This is a genomic window from Exiguobacterium sp. SL-10, assembly GCF_004337025.1.
In the GTDB taxonomy this organism is placed as follows: Bacteria; Bacillota; Bacilli; order Exiguobacteriales; family Exiguobacteriaceae; genus Exiguobacterium.
In genome coordinates, this window is record NZ_SJUP01000003.1 from 102,635 (window position 1) to 128,312 (window position 25,678).

Genomic DNA, 25,678 nt, shown 5'->3' on the forward strand with positions numbered 1-25,678 from the left:
AGTCCCCTCCCCTTAATCAAGTAACGTGATCCAATCCTCTTGCCACCTTGCCTCAAAACACATATAGAGCTGTTCCTGCGTGTTACGCGCGGTCGATAAAGGTGGTAAGTTGTCCCGCGTGAAGAACGCGACGTCGCTCGTCTCATGGCTCACCTGCGCCTCCCCACCAATCAGCTCGCATTCGATGAACAGCTTATAGTAATGCTGCGACAGTGGCGGATGGTCGTGATGATGCATGTCGAACAACGCGAGCAGCCGCACCGGTACGACATGAAACCCAGCCTCTTCCTCAATCTCCTTGATGATATTTTGTGCCGGGGACAGCCCGACCTCACAAAAACCACCTGGTAACGTCCAAAGCCCGTCCGACCGCTCCTTGACGAGCAAGAGCGCATCGTCCCGGAAAACGACACCGCGTACGTCGAGCTTCGGTGTCGGATAACCATCGACATGCGTCAGTTCGGTAATTTCATGCAACTCGAGATTAGATTGTTGTTCGAACATCTCGGTCGCGATGCGTTGGATTTCGACGTAACGCTCGCGATCGAACTCGTCTTTCGTAAACGTCAAGCCAGCCTGTGACAGCGCCTGTAGCCGCTTGGCCCAATCGAGCCACTGTGACATACGTATCCCCCCATATTTTGTCCTCCTGTCCCATTCGCCAAAAGGGATCGTTGTTCCTTTTAGAAATACCCGCTCCTAAGAGAAACTAATGTGGCGAGGCATTGAAAAAATCAGCCAATGTTCCCATGGTATACTGGAAAGAGAATTAAATCGAAGGAGGTTGGATATGGCGATTTCGCTATTATCTCAGTTCAAACAAGATTTGGACGGCTATACCGAACGGCAGTTGCGCTATCAGGCAGCAATAGATGTCTGGTCAATCGGACAGATGTACGACCATATCATCGTGGTGGCTGAAGAATATGCAGACGAGATTGAACGTTGTCTCGCCTCACACGAAGAGAAACCGCTTGGGAAGACCGAGTTCGGTGAACGATTGTTTCAAGCCGGCGGGTTCCCTCCGATTAAAATCCGTTTACCTGATGAGATGAACCAACCTCCGAACAACACGGACAAGCGTGAGACGCTCGAGCGACGACTCGACGAGTTATCTGCGCGATTGATGCGCCTTGAACCGCTCGCACGCGCGGCAAACCCTGACGTCAAAGCCCGACATGGCGGTTTCGGTTGGCTGAACGCCCAGGAATGGTACGACCTCATCGAGATGCATAGCCGTCATCATTTGCGCCAACAGGCCGATTTGGAGCGCTATCTCATGGAGGCTGGAATCTGAATCGCGATTACAAAAAGACGCCTCGTGTGTCTTTTTGTTCATTCCTCATAATAATAGCTTCCCGTGAACGGATTATCTCGCTCGTTCCGTTCGCACCAGTCGAGAAAACTCTCATTTTCCGACTCCGCATGAGTGTAAGCCACCCAATCCGCCAGCAAATCGCTATAGGAGTTTAGTTCCGCCTCATAATCCGCTCGTTTTTCCTCGCTCAATACGGATTGGTTCAGCTTCCTCGCTTCTAAGATGATCTCGCTGTCCTCATCGACTTCACTGAGATAGAGATCTTCGTTAATGTGATGAAACGCAAACCAAAGGGCAAATATTTTTTGATCCATGAGCGCTTCGACGGCAATCTGTTCGGTTAGCCCACCGAGTGCGAATGCCTGTTCATATTCCATCAGCCAGCGATAAGGACGAGGGTCATTCGGGAAACGTTGCTTCCACTCATGGAGAGTCGGTTGTAGTACATTCGTTACGAGCGAATATACGAACACATTATAGAAATCGGCTCGGTCGGACGATTCTTTATGCGTATATAGCCAGGCAACGAATTCCTGTCGTTGTTCAAAACCCCATGTCTCCACCGTTTTAAGAAACGGCGTCATGGCAGCGAGTGCCTGTTTTCGTAGTCCTCGACTCTTCAATTCACAAAATGTGCGGAATTCCGGATAATTGTTCATATTTGGATCGTTCAGCAAATCGTGCATGGAATGTCTCCTCGTTAGTGGATTCGATTTCTTCTATCCCCTCTAGTATATCGAAACCAAAAACCCCTGCACAACGTCTGTTGTACAGGGGTTCATACGTTAATCGAGATACACGTCCTCAATCTCTCCGAACGTCTCTTCATCAAACACGAATGAGCCGTTGGCGTAGCGGTCCAAGAGCGTCAACTGCTTCGTCTTGACCGTCTTCGCTTTCTCTTTCCCGATGATGTGGAGCGTCTCATCGTCATGTACCGGGAGCACACGACGAATCTGGTGTGGTTTCGACTTGACTTCGCGAATGAGCATCGTCCCGCGCAAGTTGCGGTTCGTGCAGTCGAACTGATCCTCGAGCTTCATCTTCTTGACCGCTCCACGTTGCGTCACGAGGACGAACAGCGGCGGGGTGAAGAAGGCGAAGGCATCGGCGACCACATCGCCATCTTTCAAGTTCATCGCTTTGACGCCGGCGGCACGTTGGCCGACGACCGGTACGTCATCTTCTTTGAACCAGAGACCATAGCCGCGCTCGGAGACGAGGAACAATTGGCCTGGACCGTCACTGATCCCGGCGAAGACGACCTCGTCGTCACCTTTTAACTTGAGCGCCATGAGCGCCTTCGACTTACGTTGGGCGTCATAGTCACGGAGCGGCGTCCGTTTGACCATCCCTTCACGCGTCACGAACAGACAGTGCGCGTCGGTGTCGAACGTCGAGACGACGTCAGCCGAGACGACTTGTTCGCCTTCGATCGGCACGAGGTTGGCCACATGCTGTCCGGCGTCTTTCCATTTCGACTCTGGAATCTGATGGACCGGGATGAGCAAGTAGCTGCCCTTGTTCGTCCAGACGAGCAGATGATCCGTCGTCATCGCCTGGGTGACGAGGACAGGACGGTCTTTCGCCTTCATGTCCGGCATGTCTTCACTCGAGGCACCGTATGAGCGCATCGATGAGCGTTTGACGTAGCCGTCGCGGCTGACGAACACCATCGTCTCTTCGACGGCGATCATGACCTCTGTCTTCAGTTTCAACTCTTCGACTTCCGATTCGATGACCGAGCGCCGTGCGTCGCCGAACTCGTCACGGAGGGCGGTCAACTCTTTCGAGATGAGCTTCCGTTTCGTCGCGTCGACGTTCAAGATGTTGGCGAGGCGAGCAATCTCTTTTTGGAGCGCCTTCGCCTCTTTTTGGAGCTCGACGATATCCGTGTTCGTCAAACGATACAATTGGAGCATGACGACCGCTTCGGCTTGACGGTCCGAGAACGAGAACCGCTCCATGAGCTTCTGCTTCGCCTCGGACTTGTCTTTGGCCGAACGGATGAGTTCGAGCGTCTCGTCAAGGACCGAGATGGCCTGTTCGAGCGCGTCGACGATCTCGGCGCGTTTCTTCGCCTGATCGAGTTCGAACGTCGTGCGACGGGTGACGACTTCTTCAACGTGCTTCAAATACGCGTCGATGATCGACAAGAGACCCATCTGTTTCGGTGTCCGGTTGACGATGGCGACCATGTTGTAGTTATAGGCGAGCTGCAGGTCGGTATGCTTCAAGAAGAAGTGGAGCACACCTTCCGCATCGGCTTCCTTCTTCAACTCGATGACGACGCGGACGCCGGTCCGGTCGGTCTCGTCACGGACTTCGGCGACGCCTTCGACTTTGCGGTCGAGACGGAGCTCCTCCATCTTCTTGACGAGGTTCGCCTTGTTCACCTCATACGGGAGCTCGGTGATCGTAATCTGTTCACGGCCGCCTTTGAGCGGCTCGATGACCGATTTGGCACGGATGATGACCTTGCCTTTGCCGGTCTCGAACGCCTTCAAGATGCCGTCTTTGCCCATGACGATCCCGCCAGACGGGAAGTCAGGTCCTTGCATATAACGGAAAGCGTCATTCGTCGTCTCGACCTCACCTTTCAAGCGGGCGATGGCGAGGTTGAGCACCTCGGTCAAGTTGTGCGGCGGAATCTCGGTCGCGTAACCGGCAGAAATCCCTGTCGTCCCGTTCATGAGCAAGTTCGGGAGCAGTGACGGCAAGACGAGCGGCTCCTCGGTCGAATCGTCGAAGTTCGGCGTATAGTCGACCGTGTTCTTCGAGATCGACGTCAGCATGACGCCGGCAATCTTCGACAGACGGGCTTCGGTATATCGCATCGCGGCGGCCGAGTCGCCGTCCATCGAGCCGTTGTTCCCGTGCATGTCGATGAGCGGGTAACGCAACTTCCAGTCCTGCGACAGGCGTACCATCGCCTCATAGACGGAACTGTCACCGTGCGGGTGATAGTTACCGATGACGTTCCCGACCGTCTTGGCCGATTTGCGGTACGGTTTCTCGTTCGTGTTGCCTTCATGGTGCATCGCATACAGGATGCGGCGCTGAACGGGTTTGAGCCCGTCGCGCGCGTCCGGGAGGGCCCGGTCCTGGATGATATATTTCGAGTAACGCCCGAAGCGGTCACCGACGACCTGTTCGAGCGACAAGTTTAAAATGTGTTGAATCGTCGACATCGTTACATCACTTCCTCAATCGCTTTAGTCACGTGTTCATTGGCGATGATCGAATCATCTTCCTGGAGGCCGAAGGCGACGTTCTCCTCGATCCACTCCCGGCGATGGGCGACATTGTCTCCCATGAGCACCGAGACGCGCTTGTCGGCGACGGCAGCGTCGTCGACCGTGACACGGATGAGCGTCCGTGTGTCCGGGTTCATCGTCGTCTCCCATAGCTGGTCGGCGTTCATCTCACCGAGACCTTTATAGCGCTGGAGGATATAGCCCTTCTTATACACTTTGACGAGTTTCTCGAGCGCTTCTTCGTCCCAAGCATACTCGAACTGTTCCGACTTGCCTTTCCCTTTCGAGATGCGATAGAGCGGTGGCAAGGCGACGAACACTTTGCCGGCCTCGACGAGCGGGCGCATATAACGGAAGAAGAACGTCAACAGGAGCACTTGGATGTGGGCCCCGTCCGTATCGGCGTCGGTCATGATGATGATTTTGTCGAAATTGCAGTCCTCGAGGTCGAAGTCGTGACCGACCCCGGCCCCGATCGCGTGGATAATCGTATTGATCTCTTCGTTCTTCATGATGTCCTGGAGTTTCGACTTCTCCGAGTTGATGACCTTCCCGCGCAGCGGCAGGATGGCCTGGAACGTCCGGTCGCGGCCCTGTTTGGCCGAACCGCCGGCCGAGTCACCCTCGACGAGGAACAGTTCGTTCTTGGCGGCGTTCTTCGACGTCGCCGGCGTCAGTTTCCCGTTCAAGATGCTCGAACGTTTCTTCTTTTTGCCGTTACGCGCCTCTTCCCGGGCTTTCCGGGCGGCTTCGCGGGCCTGGGCGGCGCGGATCGCCTTCTTGATGAGCATCGTCGCCATCTGCGGGTTCTCCTCGAGGAAGATCGTCAGTTGTTTGGCCATGACACCATCAGCACTCGTACGGGCCTCAGGTGAACCGAGTTTTGACTTCGTCTGCCCCTCGAACTGGAGGAACTCTTCCGGAATCCGTACCGAGACGATGAGCGTCAAGCCTTCGCGGACGTCACCGCCGTCAAGGTTCTTGTCTTTTTCTTTCAACAATCCGTTCTTCCGGGCGTACTCGTTCACGATGCGGGTCATCGCCGTCTTGGCGCCGACCTCGTGCGTGCCGCCGTCACGAGTCCGGACGTTGTTGACGAACGAGAGGACGTTCTCAGAATAGGCGTCCGTGAACTGGAAGGCGAGCTCGAGCTCGATATCGTTCTCCGTCCCTTCGAAGTAGACGATCGGATGAAGCGTCGCCTTATCGTCGTTCAAATATTGGACGAACTCGGCAATCCCTTCCTCGTAATGGAACGTCTCTTCTTTATCCGAACGCTCGTCCGTCAACGTGATCGTCAATCCTTTTAACAGGAATGCCGATTCACGGAGCCGTTCAGCGAGCGTGTCGTAGTTATATGTCGTCGTCGAGAAAATCGAGGCGTCCGGTTTGAAGTAGACGCTCGTCCCCGTCTGGCGCGTCTTTCCGGTCTCGAGGAGCGTCGTCTGCGGGATCCCGCCGTCGGCAAACGTCTGCTCGAACACTTTGCCGTCGCGATAAATCGTGACGAGGACCTTGCTCGAGAGTGCGTTCACGACCGAGGCTCCGACCCCGTGGAGTCCACCTGACGTCTTGTAGCCGCCTTGGCCGAACTTACCGCCGGCGTGGAGGACCGTGAAGATGACCTCTGGCGTCGGTTTCCCGGAGGCGTGCATCCCAGTCGGCATCCCACGCCCGTGGTCGCGTACCGTGATGGCGTCATCTTTATGGATCGTCACGTCGATTTGGCCACCGAATCCGGCGAGCGCCTCATCGATCGCGTTATCGACGATCTCATAGACGAGATGATGCAAGCCGCGATGGTCGGTCGAACCGATATACATCCCCGGACGTTTCCGGACAGCAGTCAGTCCTTCGAGCACCTGGATGGCGTCTTCATTGTAATTAAATAAGTCTGTTGACATCTTCGTCACCTCAATTTCGAACACACGTTCGTTTTTCTATCCTATTGTATAGCTGTTTTTGGATTCTGGCAAGCCTCCCTCCACGAGCCGGGCTCGTGAAAAAAGGAGACCTACCAAGGAGGTAGGTCTTAACCAAGAAGACGGGCGTGCTCGACGTAGATGCATCGATTTTCGATGTAGTCGAGTCCGGCATCGCGAGCGATCCGCTCGGCGTCCGGGCTAGTGAGCCCGAGCTGGTTGAAGACGAGACCGACATCCCCATGTCGGACGGCATCTTCGGCCACGCCGGCCAAATACTCATTGCGTCGGAAGACGTCGACGATATCGACGCGTCCTGGGATGCTCTCGACCGTCGGATAGACTTTGCGTCCGTTCCACGTCTCGAGCGTCGGATTGACAGGGATGACCGTGTAACCTTGCAACAGCAGATACTCTGCGATTTGGTTCGCGGTCTTGTTCGGGTTCGCTGACACACCGACGACAGCAATTGTCTTCGCTTCGGTGAGCCATTGTTTCAAACGTTGATCGTCCATCCTAAAATCCCCCTTTTGTTTACGTTCTCAGTGTACCTTTACCTGAATCACCGTTTCAAGCTTTATTTTCTTTTATCATACAACTGTAACTCTTTCAAATTTTTAAAACAAATCAATTGGTTCACCATAACTAATTATGTAAACCGTGCTATGTGACGTTATTTTATCGACTTGCAGGTACACGTGTGTCTCGCGTGAAAATAACGATTCAGCAAACTTTGCGTGAAATATCTATTTCACGCAATTATAGTGACGATTTAAAGGCGTTTTAAGAGATGGAATTGACCCGATTCTTGAACAGTCATGGGCAAAGGGACGACATTTCGGTATACTAAGATTTAGGAGGTGTTCGCGTGGGAACAGCCTATGAGGAACGTCGCGGCACGTTATATAATGACCGCATCACTTTCTATGGGAATTTGTTTGCTTGGCTCATCCATGTCTTATTCTTTTTCATGTTTTGGAGACTCGGGGTCACTGCGCTCGCATGGTCGAACGTGTTCAGTGTTCTCTATTACACATTGTCCTTTTATTTTGTACATAAACGATATTATCGGACGTTTTTCATCGGCCTATCCGTCGAGGTCGTCTTTAACGCCATCATCTCGACACTCGTCCTCGGTTGGGGAGCAAATGTCCATTATTTCATCATCATGGTCGCCTACGCCGTCTTCTTCATGCCGAATGTCAGTCGGTCCATCCGGGTCGCCTCGACGGTGCTCGCCATGACCATCTATGGTTTCCTATACGTGAACGTGACGACAGGGACACAACCGCTCACTCCATCGTTTGAGCAAGCACTCGGCCTGTTTTGCCTCTTATCGACAATCGCCTTGATCGCCGGTCTATCCTTTGTCTTCGAGGGGTCCGTCGTTGAGGTAACGTCCGAACTTGAACGGACCAATGAGCGGTTGCATACACTCGCCTCACGGGACGGCCTGACCGGTTTGTATAACCGGACAACGGGTTACCGGTTGGTCGAAGACGAGATTCGCGAGGCCGTCATTAACGGACGACCATACGCCGTAGCCCTCGGGGACATCGATCATTTTAAGGTGTTCAACGAGCAACACGGGCACGATTGCGGCGATCTCGTGCTCAAACAAGTCGCCTCCGCACTCGTCCGAAACGATGGAATTGCCGTCCGATGGGGCGGCGAGGAGTTCCTTATTTTCTTGGCAAATCAGTCCCCCACAGAGGCTGCGGAGACGATTGACTGCTTGCGTCAACGTATCAAATCGCTCGAGACGATTTATGAAGGTCGGCGGCTCAGCGTCACGATGACGTTCGGCGTCACGACGCGCACCGGGTTCGAGGTCGTTGACACGCTCGTCAAAGAGGCAGATGACCGGCTCCGCGCTGGTAAACAAGCCGGCAAGGACCGAATCGTCACGTCAATCCATCAGTAAGCAAGGAGAGATCTTTTGAGTATATTCCGCCAGCTCGGCCAAACGCCGACCAAGGTCACAACAAAACGTTTCAACTTGAGCGGCTACGAGCGCATGCCGTTCTTTATCCAACGATTCCTGAACCATCTGGCCGCCAAACACTATTCCGAACAGACCGCTCAGCGCTATCTCTACGACTTTTTAGACTTTTTCCGCTGGGTCGAAGCCGCAAGCGCATCCGAGGTCGACCCGTCATCAGTCGAGATCGACTCGTTCGTCGAGTTCGATCACGCGGGGGCCGAGGCGTATGCGATGTATCTCGCCCTCGAGCTCGATAACGCGCCGAGTGTCATCAATCGAAAATTATCGTCGATGCAATCGCTTTTCAACCATTTGATTGAAACGGGCGTGACGGCCCATAACCCGTTCCAGACGGTCGAACGCCCGAAGCGCGCCAAACGTAACCCGGTCTATTTGACGGAACAGGAGTGGCTTGATTTCTCGACGCTCGTCCGCAGCAACGTCGGTATGTCCGACCGCGAGGCGAGTTGGTACGAGCGTAACCGGGACCGTGATTTCTTGATGATTCAACTGCTCGGACTGACCGGGATGCGTGTCTCAGAACTTGTCGGTCTCGATTGGAGTGACATCGACCGTGAGGCTGGGACCATCCGCGTCATCGGGAAAGGAAATAAAGAGCGCATCATCCCGATCGCTTCCCCACTCGATCCGCTCCTCGACGCCTATCGACGTGACGGATCAGGTCCGCTGTTCCACTCGGAGCGAGGCAAGCGGATCTCGGTACGGACAGTGCAACATGCGTTGAAAGGTCACATCGACCGTCTGAAACCGTATTTGCCATTTTTGACGCACAAGCAGGTCACACCCCATAAATTGCGCCACACGTTCGCCTCTCGTCTTGCTATGAACGGGGTCGATGTATTGACGATCCAACAATTGCTCGGACACGAGTCAGTGGCGACAACGCAAGTCTATGCCCATATCGGCGATGAGAAGAAAAAACAAGCGTTAATCGGTTTACGATAACTTGTTATGTAAACCTATATAAAACACCCGAATCTATCACGTAGATAGGTCCGGGTGTTTTTTTGTCATAACTGCTTCGTCGACAGGATGACGATCGTCTCATCGAGTACCGTGTAATAGGCGTCTTCAAACGTTTGTCGCTCGTTCGTCTCAAGATTGAAGATGCTCACGCCACCCCCTCCTTCCGCCGATTCATGGATGAAATAAATCGAAGCGAGTACACGCTCGAACGGAGCCGTATCGAGGAAGCGGGCACCGTTCGTCGCGTCAATCAGTTCGGTGTGATTTTCTGATTCCTCAACCTTGATGAAAATCGTCGAGCTGACATCATCGTACGTGAAATCAATCGGTTCATAGGCCCCCCAGTCGACTACTGTCACCTCGCGAAGCACGTCCGGTGCCGTCACCTCGTAAATCGTCTCCTCATTGGCGGCATCCACAAAAGCGGAGAACCGGAGCCGGTTGTCCCGCTCACCCAGGTATTGAACCGTGTCCCCCTCCCCATGAAGTCGAATCAAATCCTCGAACGGAATCTCACTAATCCTTTCTCGGACGGCCTCGACGGCATCATCGAGAGAACAGATGAGAATCGCCTCTGAGTGATCAATCGCATCGTCTGGAGAGACACGTCCTGCTTCAAGGGCCTCATAATAGGCGAACTCGTCCAAACGGGCGTTGCAGACGATATAAGGGACACCTTCTAAATCGCTCGTGAACAAGTACAACTCGCGGAACTTCCCGGCGTGCCCAACGAGCCGTTCGTCACGAATTCGCTCTTGGAATGCCGTCTCTGCATCATACAACCATGCCTCATCCGCATCCCCGAAGCTCGTCAAGAATAAGAAATAACGATCGGCTAGTACCCAATAGAGCGTACTATTTCCCCGCTTTTCAAAAGTTGCGAGCACCTCTTCTTCTCCGGAGCGATAGTCAAAGGCAATCAGCTCCGTTCGGATGACACCGGTCCGGTCCGGTGTCTCGTTCAAGAAATAGACGCGGCCACCACTGATAAACAGCTTCGAAATCCCGTAGTCTTCATAGACGCGACGACTGACCGGCGTGACGGTCCCGTTCGCTTCGTCATAACGGAAGATTGAGAAACTCGTCTCCCCAGACTTTTCCCGGTAATAGACAGATGTCTCGGTGACGGCAATCAAGTCTTCATGGCTAATCGACATGGCACGTGCATCAACGATTCTCATAGCGCACCTCTCTCATAAGAAGATTCGACCGGCTCGACGCTGACGATGCCAGGTGGTCGTTTTGGAAATGAAATCCGCAGATGGGCGAATTCGATGACAGACTGGCGAGGATCGGTCTTTTCAATCCAGCGAATTTTTTGTCGATTCGCCAAGGCATGACCAATCTTTTCTTCGATTTGGAACTCAGATATGCCGCGATAAGCGACTTTTTGGATATATGTTGCTTCATCGACCTCGAACTGTTGCCAAATCCCCATGACGAGTTGTCCAAGTGCCGACACCCGATGTTCCGGCAAACGAACCGCCCGTAGCGTCCGCTCGACTTCTTTCAAACATTCGAGTGGGTCGTCGGCCACTGCAAACAAGCGCTTTGCCGAGTTGTTCATGACCCGATAGCGTCGTTTCCCACTCTCAACGCGGAGTACTTGCGCATACGGCTCAACCGGTACACCGTGAAAGAATGTATCCGTCCCGCCCCAGGAAAATCCGAAGGCCGGATCGAACTTTTGAATTGTCTTCATGAAGGCGAGCATGAAATCCTCGACCTCACGACGTTCGAGCCGCAACCATTCAGCAAGCGCGAGCGTGCCTCTGTCCTTCTGGATGCGGTGCACTGGGAAGAACAAGTCCCCCTCAGCCAGACGATGTGGTTTGAGCTCGGTCCCATCAGCACGATAGTCTGTCGCCGGACGTCCGCTTCGGCCCGAATAAATAATCCATTCGTCAGCCGTGCTCTCGAACGCATAGGCTTGGTGGGCCCATGGCGGTGTGGCGTATAGCGCCGGATATTCCTCATACGTCTCAAGGTGAAGGAACGAGCGGTCGTTCCAAAGATGGGCAAGCAGACGAACGATTTCCCCGGTCTCTGACTCTTTCGGCGCGATATAGTTTCCCGTGTTACCGATATACGTCAAGACATGGAAGTCGTAGGCGTGATATAGATGGCGGACGATGCGCTCAAACACGGCGGCGACCATCCGCTCGAACAGCGGATGATCCTCGTTACGGTCGACCGAAGTGGCATCGACCGTGCACATGAGCCATCCCATGCGCACGTATAGCCGAATTCGGAGCGGATACGAGATCAACGGGGACGAAGACGCTTGAATCTCCGTCAGTCCGAGGTTGGCCATATTCTCGACCTGTAACGTGAATCCGCTACGCCTCAGTTGTTCCTCCATCTTCTTTTTCCAATTGATCGTCTCCATTCACATTCACTCGCTTTCCGTGGCCATCGTTCTTGTGAGGCTCATTGTGAAATTTTTCCCGTTTCTCGATTCATACAAACGCCTTTCCGCCGACATGGTCGTTGAGACGTTTGAGCGCCTCATCAAGAATGACGCGGGACGTCCCGAAATTGAGCCGTTCGAACGCCCGTCCCGATTCGCCGAACGGGAGACCCGGTGACAAGAACAGTCGGACTTGATCGTGCAGCCATTTCTTCCGCGCCTCCGGTTCAAGACCTAGCCCCGTAAAATCAATCCACAGGAGATAACTCGCCTCAGGCTTGAACACTTTCAGTTGTGGTAACGCTTCACTGAACCGTTCGACGAGGTATGTCGCCTGTTCTTCGAGTTCTGCCGTCAATTGGTCGAGCCAACGCTCCGCACGTGGGTCCGTGTAGGCCGCAATAATGGCCGTATTCGCAAACGGCGTTGGCAATACATGGTGTTTATTTTGGACTTGGATAATCCGTTTTCGCATCGCATCGTCTGGACAGATGATGTACGACGCGAACAACCCGGCGATATTGAACGCCTTCGATGGTGCACTCACCGTGATGACGTCGTCATCGAGGCGATTGAGGGTGGTGTGTCGTTGTGACGGATAGGTCAAGTCGGCATGAATCTCATCCGAGACGAGAATGACATCATGGCGACGCGCCAGCTCGACGACTTGCTTCAGCTCGGCCTCAGTCCATACCCGGCCGACCGGGTTATGAGGTGAGCAGAGCAAGAACAGCCTCGCCTTACGCATCTGCGCCTCGAGCGCGTCGAAGTCCATCTCGTAGCGACCATCGACTTGACGGAGCGGGGCGTCGAGCAACTCACGTTTCAACCCGGTCACGAGTTCATGAAATGGCGGATAAACGGGCGACTGGATGACGACACCATCTCCTTCCACTGTCAATGCCTCGACGATATGTGTCAATCCCGGCACGACGCCGTTCGAGAACAGGACATGATTCGCTTCGACCTTGAGCCCGTGACGACGGTCATACCATGAGCTAACGGCTGCTTGCGCTTGTTTCGAGAACAACGTGTATCCGAACTCGCCTGTCGCGGCACGTGCCGTGAGCGCTTCCGAGATGGATGGCGCCGTGCGGATATCGATATCTGCGACCCAAAGCGGCAAAACGTCATCTTTTAAATGGAACCATCGGTCGAGTCCGTCCCATTTCACCGAGTCTGTTCCGGCCCGGTCAAGTGATTGATGTAAGATTGATTTCATGTTCATCCCTCCTACCCCTACTGTAACAAAAAACGAGTGGTCGAGTCCGCAAAACGATGGCGGATTCGAGGCACGTCGGCTATAATCGACCGAGATACTTCAAGGAGGTGAACCCGATGACCGTGATTGTCATCCGTCATAAACGCCGAAAACGGGCGGCCTTTTTCGTGACGCCGGAAGGAATCGAGCTACGGATTCCAGCGCGCCTCCCGAACCGGGTCGTCGAGACGATTTTATCTGAACACGCCGACTGGATTGCGGAACGCCTGGCGACACTGCCGAAACGCGTCGTCTTGCCCGAAGACAGCTTGAACCTACATGGGGAGACGTTCCCGCTCGTCAAAAGTGATACCGAGACAAGGTTCCGTTTCGACGGCCAAAACTTTCACTGTCCCGTTTTGTGGGACGAGTCATCGTTACGGAAAGCATATGAGACTTGGCTCCGCGAGCAAGCCCTCGCCTTCGTCACGAAGCGGGCACCCTATTATGAACGTCAGCTGGGCGTGAAGGCGAACCGAATCCGTATCGGTCATCAAAAGACGCGCTGGGGATCGTGCAGCTCGACCGGGACGATTTCGATCAACGTCCGGCTCATGCTCGCCCCGCCCGACGTCATGGATTATGTCATCGCCCATGAATGGTCCCACCTCGTCCATTTCGATCATTCAAAAGCGTTCTGGTCGACGCTCGCGTCGGTCTACCCGGACATCACAGGCGCGATGGGCTGGTTGAAGCAACATGGCCATACGTTACAAATCAAAAAAGCCAATTGAACGTGTCCCGATTTAATGGGCATGTCCAATTGGCTTTTTAGATGGCGGAAGTGAACCGCTCAGCCGTATCGTTCAGCGATTCCGCCGACTGTTCGATATGTTCGAACCGTTCGAGCGTCTGTTCCATAATACGCACGCTCTCTTGAATATCTGTACTAGAGCGAGAGACCCCGTCGACAATCGAGATGAGTTCTTTGTTCATCCCGTCCGTGTTCGATCGTACCTCGATGACGGCCCGTTCAACGAGACGCGATAAGTTACGGACCTCGGTCGCGACGACGTTGAAACCGAGACCGTGTTCACCTGCCCGCGCGGCCTCGATGGCGGCATTGAGCGACAACAGGTTCGTCTGAGCGGCGATTTCTTTGATTGTGCTGGCAATCTTCGTAATCTCGCCTGCCTGCTCTTGCAAGTTTGTGAGTGTATTCAAATTTTGATTTGAATCCGCATCAAGCCGTTCGATCGTCTGCTTCAATTGTTGACTCTCTTCCATCCCACGGCGGGCCCGGTCATCGAGGTTTTCCGCCATGACCCGGAACGAGCGAGCATATTCCTCGATCGTCTGTTGGCGACCGGTGATGTCCGAGGCGATTTTGACGACGCCGACGACCTCGTCCTCTTCATAGATCGGCATGTACGTCGCCTCGAGCCAGATTGATTCGCCCCGTGCGTCAACCCGTTCGATCTTGTCGGCTGAGCTGAAGCCGTCGAACAGTTTGTTCCAAAACGCTTGATAGTCCGGGCTGCTGACGAAACTTGGTGTACAGAACAAGTGGTGATGCATCCCAATCATTTCGTCACGTTTATATTTCATCGCCTTGGCAAAGAGGTCGTTCACGTCAACGACACGTCGCTGACGATCGAATCGAATCATTGCGACGTTCGCCTCGAGTGCACGCAGCACGTCAGGGGATGAGAGGCTAGCGCTTTTGGTCAGTTCCATTACGATTATTCCTACCTTCTTTTCTTGATTTCGGTTAGTACTCTATTCCTGAAATGTAGCGGGACTATAGTGTAACCTGTGCAAAAAGTCCTGAATAGCATCGATTTTTAAAACGAGTCAATATCTTGAATTTGAAGTGTTTTCCAGTTCTTTTCTCAGCTGGTGTCACTAGAAATGGACCCGCGCTCTGCACGGGTCCATCATCATTCGTATTCATCAAATACTTCTTGGAACAGCGTGACTTGGTCGGACTTAAGTTCGCCCCGGCTGTCTCTTGGGTCGATGCCGCCCATCATCTGTTCTTCATACCAGATTCCGAAGTCGAGCGAACGCTCCGGCGCATCTTCCGGCGTGTACACGAATGTCACTTTCACATCCGGTTCCCGCTTGATTGGGACGGGCTGGTCTTCCCACTCGACTTCATCCGTCGCTCGGTCAAGCTGAGCAGACGTCTCAGCGTCGGTAATGATTCGTGTAGCCCCATAGTCGCCATCGACCTCTAACGTCTGATACAAAATGCGAGACGGATCCAAATTTTCTTCGCTACTGGCACAACCGCCAAGCAGAAATCCCATCCAGATGACACATCCTATCAACATACGTTTCAACAGATCATCCCTCCTCGAGTTAATCCATTTATTCGAACGCCTGAGGGAATAGCTCTTGGAACGTCTCCGCCCCGGCGCTCGACAGTTTGAACACCTCCCCGGTCTTCACGTCTTTCACGAAGACATCGACTTTCTTCGACCGTTGTTGGTAACTCACTTCGAACTGTTGACCGAGATTTCCGTGTAATAGCGTCAAATATTTATAGTCGTTCGTTTCACCACTCTTCGTCGACGGGCGCGCGGTCTCGATGGCTTCGATCAATCGATCATACGCCTCGCCGCTAACATTCACCGCATCAGGGTAAGGGAGCGGGACTTCGCGGTGATACGGATACTTATGGAGGTAAGCGAGCGCTACTTCATCTGAATTGACGATTTCGGTAAGTGGAGGATTCGGTCGATAACGCATCGACAAGGTCTTCGTCACCATTTGTCCATCCAGATTAATCGTAAGTTCATATAACGGATAAGGTGTCATCGGTTCCATCGTGCCACCGTTATGGATTCGACGGAAGGTTAAACTGTCAGCCCCGTTGAGTAAATCTGCATCTTGTAAAATGGAGGAGGAATAGCGAGCCTTGTCTCCACCATAAGACAGGAGCAGAAGAGGCAGGTTCGTCTCCGTATGTCGCCCTAGTGCGATGAACACATCGGACGGTCTAAGGTTTGGCAAAAAATGGAAGGACGGGTTAAAGTAGCCCCCTTCTCCAATCCCAATCTCGACGGTACCGCTAAATCCGGGCGAGATCCTCATGAGCGTGACCGGATACGGTTCGATGTCTTGTCCATTCTCATAGAAGGCGTCCGGCTTATGTAGCGAGGCCCGCTCGTTCTCCGTCGCGACATGAACGGTCGGAAGGAACGAGATCTCCGTGCCAACTTCGTCTTTTAAGAAAGACGGCCGTGCCTCGAGCTCGACGGCCCGGTATCCTTGCTGCCCGTCCATCCGCTCTGATCGACAAAGCGCATAGACCGCATCCCCTTCGACATAGGTCACTTCGTCGAAGGCATATCCATCATAATCCTCATTCATGAACGGGGCACGGGTCGCATACGCCATCCCGAGCACCGAGAACGTCTCTTCGTCTAGTTCGGCCAATCGTTCTTTGTCTTCACATTGGTTCAAAATTGTTTCGGCATTTACTTCCGGCTCTTGACTGTTTATCGTAACCCGTTCGGCTTGCCAGTGCTCCTCGACATGGCCGTAGCGGACGACGTCCACGTCTTCCGAGCAGCCTGCCGTCAACCATAAAAGTGACAATGCCATCAACGCTCGTTTCTTCATGTTCAACCCACTCATTTCTTCTTTAAATCGGGGAAGTAGGACAAGAACGTCTCGGCCCCTTCGCTCGTCAGTTTATATGTCTCTTCGGTTGATCGGTCGGTCACGTAGATATCCAGCTTCTTCGATCGCTGTTTATACGTCACCTCGAACTCTTGACCTTTGTGTCCATCGACAATCGTCAAGTATCTGTAGTCACCCTCATCGCCTGAGCGGTTCGTCGGTTCAGCAGAGTCGATCGCTTGGACGAGGTCGTCCATCTCGTTGCCGGCCGCTTTTAAGAGCGCTGGGTATGACAACGGAGATTCTGTATTGAACGGTTGTTGGTGAAGGTAAACGAGTGGACCGGTCACAAGTGGCATGTAGTCTTCCTCAAGCTGTGTCTCGAGCTTCGTTCGTTCCGCTGTCGACAATAAATCCGAGGTGCGGTAGTTGAACCCCATCGTCTCATTGACGACTTTTCCATCGCGGGTATAGGAGAACTCATACAGCGGGTAAGTCTTGTCCGGGACGAGCTCCGTCTCAAGCGGGAGACGTTCGACGGTTAACGCCTCATATGTATGTCCTTCTGTGGTCGGGTCAATCATCGACTCGAGCGGAGTCACAGAAATATAAAGATCCGCAAACATGAGCAGCAAATACGGTTTCTCAGTGAGCTTGTCATAACCAATTGCCAATTTGATATCAGTCATGCCGGCCATCGACGGGTCGAACGAGAACAACGGGTATGGACTCGGCATTCCTCCGACCTCCAATTCAATCTCACCGTACAGAGCCGGGGAAAAGGCGACGAGCGTATCGAGGAACGGTTCAATCGGGTTACCTGACTCATTCAATTCATCCGCATTGCGCAAGGCGGTTTTGGCGGAATCGTCGGCCGGTCCGACTACGGGATAGCGATTAATCGGTGTACCTGTCTTCACGTCCACATCGTCAGGGAACGACTCGATCACTTGCGCTGAGAATCGATTTGATGCCATATCACGACAAATGGCATAATTCTCATCTCCTTTCATATACGATACGGCCTTGAACGCATACTCTTCACCCGTGTCCGTCATCGGATAACGGTTCGCCACAATCGTATCGAATACGGTCAAGTCGCCTTTTAGCTCGGTCGTCAAGTCACCGGTACAGGCTTGAAGTGTCTCGTCGGCTGAATGAAGGGAAATCAGCTTCTCTTCGTCATACTTGTTAACGGTCCAATGCGCGTCGACGTACGACAAATTCACGACGTCTGGCTTTTCCCCACCGCAACTGGCCAATAAGCCCATGGATAATACGAGTGCACTGGCTAACTTTTTCAAATCATCCGCCCCTTACAATCTATTTGCACCAATTTTACCATTATATGACTTTAAGGAGGAACAGGAAAAAACCCGTCCACTCTCATGGACGGGTTCGCTCATTCAATTATACGGCTTGATCAATCGCACGCGTCAGTCGCGTCTCGACGTCGTGGGCGATCGATTGAAGCGACTCATCCTCAATCAGCTCAATCAGTTTCGTCGGCTTAGGCATACCGACATGGGTCGACCCATCTTTCGTGAAGACGGCGAGCTTACACGGCAGGAAATAGCCGCCTTCCCGATGTGCCGTAATGACTTTCTTCGCTTCTTTCGGGTTACATACTTCAAGGATGCGATAGTCCCCGTCGATCGCTTGGCCTTTCTCTGCGAGCGTCTCACTCAAATCAAAGTCCCAGAGCACTCCGAACTCTTCTTCCTTGAGCGTCGCTTTCAGCTTCTCGACGACCGCTTCGACCGTCTGGTCTGTCTTGACCGTGTAATCAAACATGCGAATCCCTCCTCGGTTATGGTCTCTTTCGTCATGTACCCGAACTGACTGACGACAAATCGTTCGATGTGATAAAAAATATATGTGATTTGAAACATATTCGATGTCCGTTACGTATGTATGAGAGAAAATAAAGAAGTCCAACCTTACGCAAAGGAGAAGTGGTTGCCGTGACGGTCACCGTATTCACACATACAAGCTGCAGTTCTTCCCGTAAGACGATTGATTGGTTACGCGAACAGAACATCCCATTCATCGAGAAGAAATTGACCGATCAAGGGATGTCGTTCACCGAGTTCAAAGACATGCTCCGCCTCACCGAGAATGGGACGACCGACCTGTTGTCCGTCCAAAAGAGCGTGTACAAACAAGCGGCGGACCAACTTGACGAGATGTCGCTCCGTGAGCTGTACAGCTTTGTGGCGTCGCACCCCCAGATCTTGAAGAGTCCGATCGTCGTCGACGACAATCGGATTCAGATCGGGTTTAGCGAGAAAGAGATTCGTACGTTTATCCCGCGCCATGACCGAATCGCCGAATTGAAACGATTGCTCGACAACAAGTAAGAGCCCTGCCGAAGCAGAGCTCTTTTCTTATGCCTTCTTGAGCCGGGCCGCCAAACGGTTCCCGAACGATTGAATCGATTGGACGAGTAGGATGAGGACGAAGATCGTCACATACATGACCTCCGGCTCGAAGCGGAGATGGCCATACTGATAGGCGATATCGCCGAGCCCACCTGCTCCGACGAGACCGGCCATCGCAGTCGCCCCAATCAAACCGATCGTCGCAATCGTCAACCCGAGCACGATCGAAGAACGCGCCTCCCGAATCAATACATACCAGATGATTTTCCGGGTCGAGATGCCCATCGCCTCATACGCCTCGACGACACCACGGTCGACCTCGAGCAGCGCTGACTCCATGAGACGTGCGATATACGGTGCCGTGAACACGATGAGCGGCAACAGTACGCCTTGAACACCGATTGTCGTCCCCATGATGAAGCGGGTGAACGGCAGGATGAAGAACAAGAGGATGATGAACGGGATCGAGCGGACGACGTTGATGACGCTTGATAAAATACCGTAGAAATAACGGTTGGCGAGTCGGCCGTTCGGACGCGTCAAGACGAGGAACGTCCCGAGCGGCAAGCCGATCAACGTCGAGATGACAAGCGCGATGCCGGTCATCGTGAGCGTCTGAATCGTCCCCGTCCAAATCAAGTCACCCCAATTTCCCCAAAACTGAACCATGGCTCGTCACCTCCTTCACTTTCACGCCGCTCGCTTCTAGGAAGCGGACGGCTTGGTCGGTCTGAGCCTCATCGCCGTCCAAGTGGACGAGCAGATTGCCGACGAGACCACCTTTTAGCTTTTTAATGCCACCCCCGATGATATTCGGGAGCAAGCCGAACCGTTTCGTCAACTGGGCGAGCACGGCCTGTTCACTTTGATGGCCGATGAACGACAAGTTGACGAGTGTCCCATGTGTGCTCAATTCTTCGACGACTTCTTTCGGCACGTCGAGGTTCGTCTTCAAAAATTTCCGTGTCGTGCCGTGCTGCGGGTCCGCGAACACGTCGAGCACGTTGCCTTCCTCGATGATTCGTCCTGCCTCGATGACGGCGACCCGGTCACAGATCCTTTCAATGACTTCCATCTCGTGGGTGATCAGGAAAATTGTTAATCCGAGTTCACGATTGATGTCGAGCAAGAGATCAAGAATCGACTCGGTCGTTTCCGGGTCGAGCGCGCTCGTCGCCTCGTCGCTGAGGAGGATATCCGGCTCGTGCGCTAGGGCCCGGGCGATGGCGACACGTTGCTTCTGTCCGCCCGACAGTTGTTCCGGGTAGTGTTTTCGATGCGCCGTCAATCCGACGATGTCGAGGTACTTATCCACTCGTTCACGGATCGTGCGCTTATCAAGTCCTTCGAGACGGAGCGGGATGGCGACGTTCTCTTCGACAGTCGCCGTCTTGAGCAGGTTGTAATGTTGGAAAATCATCCCGATCCGATGACGGAGTTTTGAGAGCCCACGTTTGTCGAGCTTCGTGATGTCCTGTCCCTCAATTTCGACATGGCCCGACGTCGGCCGTTCGAGCAGATTGATCATGCGGATGAGCGTACTCTTGCCGGCCCCGCTGCGACCGATGATGCCGAAGATCTCGCCTTTCTTAATCGTGAGCGTGACGTCGTCCAGTGCGGTCACAGTCCCTTTGTTCACCGTGAACGTCTTCGTGATTCCGTTAAGTGCAATCATAGGCCCTCCTTAAAACGCCGGGACGATCGAGCCGTTGAACGTCTCTTCGATGAACGTCCGGACCTCATCCGAGTGATAGTACGATTTGAGCGTCGCGACGACTTCGTCATCTTTATTGTCGGTGCGGACGACGACGTAGTTCGGATACGGGTTGTCGACCGTGTCCTCGTGGAACAAGGCATCCTCGTTGATCGACAGACCGGCACCCATCGCGAAGTTTGTGTTGATGGCCGCGAGGGCGACTTCCGGGAGCTGGGTCGGGAGCTGCGATGCCTCGAGTTCGATGAATTCAAGGTTGAGCGGGTTCTCGGCGATATCACGTTTCGTTGCCTTGTCCGTCAAGCCTTCCTTCAGCGTGATGAGGCCCGCTGTCTCATAGAGACGGAGCGCGCGTAGTTCGTTCGCCGGGTCGTTCGGGACGGCGACCTTGTCGCCTTCTTTCAAGTCCTCGATGTCGGTCAATTTCTCTGAGTAGAGACCCATCGGGAAGGCGACAGTCTTGAACACGTCGTCGATTTTATAGCCTTTGTCGGACTTTTGCAGTTCAAGGAATGAGAGCGTCTGATAACTGTTCACGTCGAGGCTGCCCTCGGCGAGCGCCGTGTTCGGCGTATTATAGTCGTTGAACACTTTGATATCGAGTTCGAGGCCGTCTTCGGCCGCGAGTTCTTTCACTTTCTCGGCGATCTGTTGGTGCGGCCCGCCCGTGACGCCGATTGTGAGCGACTCCGTGCTGAGCGCCTCGCTCGCGTCCGATTGTCCGCACGCCGAGAGGGCGATGGCGGCGAGTAGTGATGTTCCTGCTAGTACTGTTTTCTGTTTGATGTTCATGTGTTTTTCCTCCTCCAAAATGAAAGCCCGCTACTCATGAAGAGTGGCGGGCACGACAAGACGAAGTCGGACACGCTCATCTCCCAGACGATTTCGTCTGTTGGAATTAGCACCATGATCATAATGATCTGGTTGCCGGGTTTCATAGGGCCAGTCCCTCCACCACTCTTGATAAGCAATCGGTCTATTTAATTGTTATCATCTTACTTTCAATTCTTTTATTTGTAAATAGGTAATTGTAAATTTTCAAAAATTATTTTCAAATAATCTTTATCAAGTGGTGCCGGCAACTGTTGTAACTCCGTCTCGGTTATGACGGAATCGACGAGAATCGGGATGTCACTTGTCCTAACCCCTAGCGTTGCGAGCGTCGTCGGGGCACCGAACCGTTTCAACCAAGCCTCCAAATACGGGACGTCAGCTGAACGACGCAACCGCTCTTGGACGATCAGTCCAAACCCGACCTTGTCACCATGCAAGAAAGAGTGGCTCGATTCGAAGCGGCTGAGCGCGTTATGGACCGCATGGCCCACGGCGACACGTGTCCCGGCGTCACCAAAGCCACCGACGGCGCCGCCGATGGCGATCACGTGATCGACCGCGAAGCGGACGGCATCGTTATACGACTCAAAAGCGTGCTCGCTCAAATCAAGTTCGACGAGACGCCCGCACTGCTCGGCCAAGGCGAGACCGGTGTTGACACCGGCGTCAATCGAGCTGTCGCCGCTCAAATAGCGGGCCTCGTAAAATTTAGCGACCGTGTCGATGACACCGGCTCGGAAGTACTCATAGGGGGAGCGCCTCATGACCCGCGAGTCGACGATGACCCGCTCGATGACGACGCGGAACATGTCGTACCGGTCGTAGCTCCCATCCTCCTCATAGACGACGCTGAGTGGTGTGAAAGCGGCACAGTTCGAGGCGAGCGTCGGGATGACGATGAGCGGGACGTTCCGTAGAGAGGCGACGAGTTTGGCCGTATCGACGAGCTTACCGCCTCCGACAGCGATCAACACGTCGGCGTCAAACGAATTGATCCGCTCGACTTCAGCGTCCGTACACTCTCCGCGGAACGCCGTGGCTGGATAGTCCGCAATCGCCGGATGGATGTCCCGAACAACGTCATATCCGTTCTGACCGTGCAGGACATGGGCCCGACGACCGTCAATCAAGTCGTCGAGACGGTCGAGCGCGTCATCGGAGTGGTCATACTCGAGCACTGCTTGACGAATCATGCCCGTACCTCCTCATAAGCGGCGAACAATCGTTCAATCCGTTCGACAGCCTCGTCAATCTTTGGTTCTGGTGAGACGAGACCGAAACGGACATAACCGTTCCCTTCCGAGCCGAAGAAATAGCCCGGCGTGACGGCGACTCCCGCTTCATATAACAGCTTCCGCGAGAATGATTTGGCATCGCCCTCAGGCACTTTCGCCCAGACGAAGAATGAGCCTTCCGGCGGTTCGACGGCCCAACCGGCCCGATTCAATCCGTCGACGAGGCGATCACGACGGGCCTCGTACAGTCGTGCCAAATCGTCGCGAATGGTGCGCGGCGCCTCGAGCGCGGCGACGGCGGCCGCTTGGATCGCTGAGAAGACGCTGACGTGGACGTGGTCCTGATACGTATTGATTGCTTCGATGATGTCAGCGTTCCCGACGGCAAAGGCGACGCGCCAACCGGACATGTTGAACGCCTTCGACATCGTGTACACTTCAATGCCGACGTCTTTCGCCCCTTCTGCTTGCAGGAAGCTCGGCGGGACATGTCCATCGAATCCGATGCTGCCGTATGCGAAATCGTGGACGACCATCAAGTCCCGCTCCTGGGCGAACCGAACGGTGTCGTCAAAGAATGCTGGTGTGGCGACGGCCCCCGTCGGATTGCTCGGATAGTTCAAGTACATGAGTCTCGCCCCTTCCGTATCGAGCGTCTCATAGTCGGGGAGGAAACCGTTCTCCTCGCGTAAGATGAGATCACGGACGACGGCACCGGCGAGTCGTGCCCCGGAGATGTAGTCGGGATAGCCCGGGTTCGGCAGCAAGATCCCGTCCCCTGGCTCGAGCACGCATTGCGGAAGTGTGATGAGTCCGGATTTGGAGCCGATCAGGATTGCGACTTCTGTCTCCGGATCGAGCTCGACCCCGTACTCGTTCAAATAGAACGTAGCCACCGCTTGCTTCAGACGGGCCTGTCCTCGGAACGGACCGTATTGATGGGTCGAAGCGTCGAGGAGCGCCGTCTGGAGTGCATCACAAATCGGCTCCGGCGTCGGTAGGTCGGGCGTTCCTTGACCGAGTCGGATGATATCGCGACCTGCCTGTTCGAGCTCGGCGACTTCAGCGGCGAGTCCGACGAAATGTTGGGGCGGTAACGTCTTAAGTAAGTTTGAGCGTCTGTCAGTCATGAATAGTCCTCCTATGCAAAAAACACCCCTTTCCGCGGAAAGAGGTGTCGAGATACGGACGTATTCAAACAACCACCTTCCCATCTCTCAAGGTCACCTTGCTGGAATTAGCACAGTATTGAATCAATCTGTTGCTGAAGCTTCGTCGGGCCAGTCCCTCCGCTTCTCTTGATAGAAAGTGTTTTATATGCAATTTGTCTTTTTGTAATATGTCACTTAGTTAACCAAACGTTACCAATCTTGTCAATCCTTTTTCGAAAATGTGTGCCCCCTATTGAATCCCGGTAAAAAAACGGTCATAGTAAAAAGTGAACACTATTCTACAAAATTTAAAGCATGAGGGGATGGACCATTGGAACTAAATCGTCAATTGATTTGGAAGTTGAGCGTCATCGGCCTGATTTTACTTGTCCTCTGGAAGGTCATCAGTGAGCCGGATACGATTTCTCGTGTGCTGCACTACGCGTTCCAGTTGCTGACACCGATCATTATGGGAATCGCCATCGCACTGCTCCTGAATACCGTCCTGTCCTATATAGAAGAACGGTTTCACTTAAAACGTTATCAAGGCTTGCTGATCGTCTATGTCACGTTCATCGGAATTCTCGTCATCTCTGCGGTGACGTTGTTCCCGCGCATCTATTCGAGCGTCGCCTCGCTCATCGAGGAGCTCCCATTCTACATCCGTCAGATCGATGGGTTTCTCGCCCAGCTGAACACGTACTTGAAAGAGTACAACGCAACGATCGCCCAGGCCATCGACTTCAGTCGCTTCGAGGAGCGCTATTCCGGTTGGGTCGAGACCGCCGTCTTGTCATCGGTCAGTTACGTGTCGAGCTTCACGATGACGCTCATCAATTTCTTGATCGGAATCGTCATTTCAATCTATCTATTGAAAGACAAAGAGGTCTTTGCCCGTATGTTCAAGCGTCTGTTGTACGCGATGTTCCCTGTCGCATCAGCCAAGACGACGATCGATATCTTTCAAGAGATGGACTACATCTTCAAGCGCTATATCATCGGAAAGTCGCTCGATTGCCTCATCATCGGGGTGATGGCCGTCGTCGGTCTGTTGGTGATCGGTGCGCCTTATGCGCTTCTCCTAGGCGTCATCATCGGAGTATTGAACTTCATCCCGTATGTCGGTCCGCTGCTCGGGATGATCCCGGCGTTCATTATCACCTATTTCTATGACCCGTTCACGGCGCTCATCGTCCTCCTGTTCATCTTCTTGCTGCAACAGTTCGATGGCCTCTGGCTCGGTCCGAAGATACTCGGCGACAGTGTCGGCATCACCCCGTTTTGGGTCATCACGTCGATCATCATCGGGGGTAGCCTGTTCGGCCTCGTCGGCATGTTCATCAGCGTGCCGGTAACGGCGATGATTCAAGTCGTATTGTCTCGCTTGATCGATTATCGGCTCAGTCGTAAGAATTTAAATGAATTATTATGACACATTGATGATTTAGGTTGACACATTTCACAGAAATATCATAATCTTGAAGAGAAGACAGTCCAATGTAGAAAGGAGAGGTACCGATGTCAGTCATTCAACGCTCGCACGTAAAAGTCCATATTGACCGGCAGGCGCCTCTCCGTGATTTGAATCCGTGACGTTCGCCTGCCTTCCGAGGCATGTCTAAGATCGTAGGGACGCGTATGCCTTTGTGCATGT

The 25,678-nt window shown here is 53.5% G+C and carries 24 protein-coding genes and 2 riboswitches; of the genes, 6 read left to right on the top strand and 18 right to left on the bottom strand.

Translation table 11 applies throughout. The features are described from left to right. Nucleotides 1–12: 12 nt before the first annotated feature. Nucleotides 13–624: an NUDIX hydrolase gene (locus EVJ33_RS05145; protein WP_131435055.1), complete on the bottom strand. Its 612-nt coding sequence runs from the start codon at nucleotides 622–624 to the stop codon at nucleotides 13–15. Nucleotides 625–790: 166 nt separating this feature from the next. Here EVJ33_RS05145 and EVJ33_RS05150 point away from each other — a divergent pair, with 166 nt between their 5' ends. Then, nucleotides 791–1,297 carry a DinB family protein gene (locus EVJ33_RS05150; RefSeq protein ID WP_131435057.1) on the top strand — a complete coding sequence of 169 codons (507 nt, stop codon included), beginning with the start codon at nucleotides 791–793 and terminating at the stop codon, nucleotides 1,295–1,297. A 38-nt stretch (nucleotides 1,298–1,335) separates the two neighbouring features. Here the strand turns inward: EVJ33_RS05150 and EVJ33_RS05155 are convergent, their stop codons facing one another. The 4 genes from EVJ33_RS05155 to EVJ33_RS05170 all read right to left on the bottom strand — a co-directional run bounded on the left by EVJ33_RS05155 (nucleotide 1,336) and on the right by EVJ33_RS05170 (nucleotide 7,012). Next, nucleotides 1,336–2,004 carry a hypothetical protein gene (locus EVJ33_RS05155; protein ID WP_131435059.1) on the bottom strand — a complete coding sequence of 223 codons (669 nt, stop codon included), beginning with the start codon at nucleotides 2,002–2,004 and terminating at the stop codon, nucleotides 1,336–1,338. 99 nt (nucleotides 2,005–2,103) lie between these two features. After that, nucleotides 2,104–4,509 carry a DNA topoisomerase IV subunit A gene (parC, locus tag EVJ33_RS05160; protein WP_131435061.1) on the bottom strand — a complete coding sequence of 802 codons (2,406 nt, stop codon included), beginning with the start codon at nucleotides 4,507–4,509 and terminating at the stop codon, nucleotides 2,104–2,106. 2 nt (nucleotides 4,510–4,511) lie between these two features. After that, on the bottom strand, nucleotides 4,512–6,479 hold the full coding sequence (gene parE / locus EVJ33_RS05165) for a DNA topoisomerase IV subunit B (protein WP_031200243.1): 1,968 nt from the start codon (nucleotides 6,477–6,479) through the stop codon (nucleotides 4,512–4,514). A gap of 128 nt (nucleotides 6,480–6,607) precedes the next feature. Further along, nucleotides 6,608–7,012, bottom strand: coding sequence for a CoA-binding protein (locus EVJ33_RS05170; protein ID WP_034777629.1), 405 nt, complete (start codon nucleotides 7,010–7,012; stop codon nucleotides 6,608–6,610). 353 nt (nucleotides 7,013–7,365) lie between these two features. On the opposite strand from EVJ33_RS05170, the gene EVJ33_RS05175 reads away from it, so the two are divergent. Together EVJ33_RS05175 and EVJ33_RS05180 are read left to right on the top strand one after the other, a co-directional pair. Further along, nucleotides 7,366–8,421 (top strand): GGDEF domain-containing protein, encoded by a 1,056-nt coding sequence (locus tag EVJ33_RS05175; RefSeq protein ID WP_131435063.1) that lies wholly within the window; start codon nucleotides 7,366–7,368, stop codon nucleotides 8,419–8,421. Between the two features lie 15 nt (nucleotides 8,422–8,436). Continuing rightward, the gene (locus tag EVJ33_RS05180; RefSeq protein WP_131435065.1) at nucleotides 8,437–9,447 is read left to right on the top strand and encodes a tyrosine-type recombinase/integrase; all 1,011 of its coding nucleotides are present in this window, start codon (nucleotides 8,437–8,439) and stop codon (nucleotides 9,445–9,447) included. 65 nt (nucleotides 9,448–9,512) lie between these two features. Here EVJ33_RS05180 and EVJ33_RS05185 read toward each other — a convergent pair whose 3' ends face one another. From EVJ33_RS05185 to EVJ33_RS05195, 3 genes are all read right to left on the bottom strand, one after another. Next, nucleotides 9,513–10,649, bottom strand: a complete 1,137-nt coding sequence (locus EVJ33_RS05185) for a hypothetical protein (RefSeq protein ID WP_131435066.1) — start codon at nucleotides 10,647–10,649, stop codon at nucleotides 9,513–9,515. Next, nucleotides 10,646–11,857 (bottom strand): hypothetical protein, encoded by a 1,212-nt coding sequence (locus tag EVJ33_RS05190; protein WP_131435067.1) that lies wholly within the window; start codon nucleotides 11,855–11,857, stop codon nucleotides 10,646–10,648. Before EVJ33_RS05190 ends, EVJ33_RS05185 begins: the two co-directional genes overlap by 4 nt. A gap of 70 nt (nucleotides 11,858–11,927) precedes the next feature. Then, the gene (locus tag EVJ33_RS05195) at nucleotides 11,928–13,100 is read right to left on the bottom strand and encodes a MalY/PatB family protein (protein ID WP_131435068.1); all 1,173 of its coding nucleotides are present in this window, start codon (nucleotides 13,098–13,100) and stop codon (nucleotides 11,928–11,930) included. Nucleotides 13,101–13,216: 116 nt separating this feature from the next. Here EVJ33_RS05195 and EVJ33_RS05200 point away from each other — a divergent pair, with 116 nt between their 5' ends. Further along, the gene (locus EVJ33_RS05200; RefSeq protein WP_131435070.1) at nucleotides 13,217–13,873 is read left to right on the top strand and encodes a M48 family metallopeptidase; all 657 of its coding nucleotides are present in this window, start codon (nucleotides 13,217–13,219) and stop codon (nucleotides 13,871–13,873) included. A gap of 37 nt (nucleotides 13,874–13,910) precedes the next feature. Here EVJ33_RS05200 and EVJ33_RS05205 read toward each other — a convergent pair whose 3' ends face one another. From EVJ33_RS05205 to EVJ33_RS05225, 5 genes are all read right to left on the bottom strand, one after another. Continuing rightward, nucleotides 13,911–14,816: a methyl-accepting chemotaxis protein gene (locus EVJ33_RS05205; RefSeq protein ID WP_131435072.1), complete on the bottom strand. Its 906-nt coding sequence runs from the start codon at nucleotides 14,814–14,816 to the stop codon at nucleotides 13,911–13,913. A gap of 203 nt (nucleotides 14,817–15,019) precedes the next feature. Then, on the bottom strand, nucleotides 15,020–15,424 hold the full coding sequence (locus tag EVJ33_RS05210; RefSeq protein ID WP_131435074.1) for a hypothetical protein: 405 nt from the start codon (nucleotides 15,422–15,424) through the stop codon (nucleotides 15,020–15,022). 28 nt (nucleotides 15,425–15,452) lie between these two features. Beyond that, a complete protein-coding gene (locus EVJ33_RS05215; RefSeq protein ID WP_131435076.1) occupies nucleotides 15,453–16,709 on the bottom strand; it encodes a hypothetical protein in 1,257 nt (418 codons plus the stop codon). Between the two features lie 11 nt (nucleotides 16,710–16,720). Further along, nucleotides 16,721–18,013, bottom strand: coding sequence for a hypothetical protein (locus EVJ33_RS05220; protein ID WP_131435078.1), 1,293 nt, complete (start codon nucleotides 18,011–18,013; stop codon nucleotides 16,721–16,723). 106 nt (nucleotides 18,014–18,119) lie between these two features. Further along, the gene (locus tag EVJ33_RS05225) at nucleotides 18,120–18,503 is read right to left on the bottom strand and encodes a DUF302 domain-containing protein (protein ID WP_131435079.1); all 384 of its coding nucleotides are present in this window, start codon (nucleotides 18,501–18,503) and stop codon (nucleotides 18,120–18,122) included. A 170-nt stretch (nucleotides 18,504–18,673) separates the two neighbouring features. On the opposite strand from EVJ33_RS05225, the gene EVJ33_RS05230 reads away from it, so the two are divergent. After that, nucleotides 18,674–19,069, top strand: a complete 396-nt coding sequence (locus tag EVJ33_RS05230; RefSeq protein WP_021067479.1) for a Spx/MgsR family RNA polymerase-binding regulatory protein — start codon at nucleotides 18,674–18,676, stop codon at nucleotides 19,067–19,069. A gap of 27 nt (nucleotides 19,070–19,096) precedes the next feature. Here EVJ33_RS05230 and EVJ33_RS05235 read toward each other — a convergent pair whose 3' ends face one another. The 5 genes from EVJ33_RS05235 to EVJ33_RS05255 form a co-directional block, all read right to left on the bottom strand. Next, a complete protein-coding gene (locus EVJ33_RS05235) occupies nucleotides 19,097–19,759 on the bottom strand; it encodes a methionine ABC transporter permease (protein WP_131435082.1) in 663 nt (220 codons plus the stop codon). Further along, on the bottom strand, nucleotides 19,731–20,765 hold the full coding sequence (locus EVJ33_RS05240) for a methionine ABC transporter ATP-binding protein (protein WP_131435084.1): 1,035 nt from the start codon (nucleotides 20,763–20,765) through the stop codon (nucleotides 19,731–19,733). Before EVJ33_RS05240 ends, EVJ33_RS05235 begins: the two co-directional genes overlap by 29 nt. A 9-nt stretch (nucleotides 20,766–20,774) precedes the next feature. Further along, the gene (locus EVJ33_RS05245) at nucleotides 20,775–21,596 is read right to left on the bottom strand and encodes a MetQ/NlpA family ABC transporter substrate-binding protein (RefSeq protein ID WP_131435086.1); all 822 of its coding nucleotides are present in this window, start codon (nucleotides 21,594–21,596) and stop codon (nucleotides 20,775–20,777) included. Nucleotides 21,597–21,669: 73 nt separating this feature from the next. After that, nucleotides 21,670–21,774, bottom strand: a riboswitch (SAM riboswitch). A gap of 40 nt (nucleotides 21,775–21,814) precedes the next feature. Continuing rightward, nucleotides 21,815–22,831: an iron-containing alcohol dehydrogenase family protein gene (locus EVJ33_RS05250; protein WP_131435088.1), complete on the bottom strand. Its 1,017-nt coding sequence runs from the start codon at nucleotides 22,829–22,831 to the stop codon at nucleotides 21,815–21,817. Next, nucleotides 22,828–24,003, bottom strand: a complete 1,176-nt coding sequence (locus EVJ33_RS05255; protein ID WP_131435090.1) for an aminotransferase class I/II-fold pyridoxal phosphate-dependent enzyme — start codon at nucleotides 24,001–24,003, stop codon at nucleotides 22,828–22,830. Before EVJ33_RS05255 ends, EVJ33_RS05250 begins: the two co-directional genes overlap by 4 nt. Nucleotides 24,004–24,080: 77 nt before the next feature. Next, nucleotides 24,081–24,181: riboswitch (SAM riboswitch) on the bottom strand. Between the two features lie 174 nt (nucleotides 24,182–24,355). On the opposite strand from EVJ33_RS05255, the gene EVJ33_RS05260 reads away from it, so the two are divergent. Next, complete coding sequence (locus tag EVJ33_RS05260) at nucleotides 24,356–25,456, top strand: AI-2E family transporter (RefSeq protein WP_131435092.1); 1,101 nt, start codon at nucleotides 24,356–24,358, stop codon at nucleotides 25,454–25,456. Nucleotides 25,457–25,678: the final 222 nt, after the last annotated feature.

What these genes read in the sequence shown, in the direction of transcription:
- EVJ33_RS05225 (WP_131435079.1), bottom strand. Translation starts at nt 18,503, where the DNA reads ATGTTTGATTACACGGTCAAGACAGACCAGACGGTCGAAGCGGTCGTC.
- EVJ33_RS05255 (WP_131435090.1), bottom strand. Translation starts at nt 24,003, where the DNA reads ATGACTGACAGACGCTCAAACTTACTTAAGACGTTACCGCCCCAACAT.
- EVJ33_RS05170 (WP_034777629.1), bottom strand. Translation starts at nt 7,012, where the DNA reads ATGGACGATCAACGTTTGAAACAATGGCTCACCGAAGCGAAGACAATT.
- EVJ33_RS05155 (WP_131435059.1), bottom strand. Translation starts at nt 2,004, where the DNA reads ATGCACGATTTGCTGAACGATCCAAATATGAACAATTATCCGGAATTC.
- EVJ33_RS05150 (WP_131435057.1), top strand. Translation starts at nt 791, where the DNA reads ATGGCGATTTCGCTATTATCTCAGTTCAAACAAGATTTGGACGGCTAT.
- parE (WP_031200243.1), bottom strand. Translation starts at nt 6,479, where the DNA reads ATGTCAACAGACTTATTTAATTACAATGAAGACGCCATCCAGGTGCTC.
- EVJ33_RS05245 (WP_131435086.1), bottom strand. Translation starts at nt 21,596, where the DNA reads ATGAACATCAAACAGAAAACAGTACTAGCAGGAACATCACTACTCGCC.
- EVJ33_RS05215 (WP_131435076.1), bottom strand. Translation starts at nt 16,709, where the DNA reads ATGAAGAAACGAGCGTTGATGGCATTGTCACTTTTATGGTTGACGGCA.
- EVJ33_RS05240 (WP_131435084.1), bottom strand. Translation starts at nt 20,765, where the DNA reads ATGATTGCACTTAACGGAATCACGAAGACGTTCACGGTGAACAAAGGG.
- EVJ33_RS05200 (WP_131435070.1), top strand. Translation starts at nt 13,217, where the DNA reads ATGACCGTGATTGTCATCCGTCATAAACGCCGAAAACGGGCGGCCTTT.
- EVJ33_RS05195 (WP_131435068.1), bottom strand. Translation starts at nt 13,100, where the DNA reads ATGAAATCAATCTTACATCAATCACTTGACCGGGCCGGAACAGACTCG.
- EVJ33_RS05190 (WP_131435067.1), bottom strand. Translation starts at nt 11,857, where the DNA reads ATGGAGACGATCAATTGGAAAAAGAAGATGGAGGAACAACTGAGGCGT.
- parC (WP_131435061.1), bottom strand. Translation starts at nt 4,509, where the DNA reads ATGTCGACGATTCAACACATTTTAAACTTGTCGCTCGAACAGGTCGTC.
- EVJ33_RS05250 (WP_131435088.1), bottom strand. Translation starts at nt 22,831, where the DNA reads ATGATTCGTCAAGCAGTGCTCGAGTATGACCACTCCGATGACGCGCTC.
- EVJ33_RS05145 (WP_131435055.1), bottom strand. Translation starts at nt 624, where the DNA reads ATGTCACAGTGGCTCGATTGGGCCAAGCGGCTACAGGCGCTGTCACAG.
- EVJ33_RS05235 (WP_131435082.1), bottom strand. Translation starts at nt 19,759, where the DNA reads ATGGTTCAGTTTTGGGGAAATTGGGGTGACTTGATTTGGACGGGGACG.
- EVJ33_RS05205 (WP_131435072.1), bottom strand. Translation starts at nt 14,816, where the DNA reads ATGGAACTGACCAAAAGCGCTAGCCTCTCATCCCCTGACGTGCTGCGT.
- EVJ33_RS05185 (WP_131435066.1), bottom strand. Translation starts at nt 10,649, where the DNA reads ATGAGAATCGTTGATGCACGTGCCATGTCGATTAGCCATGAAGACTTG.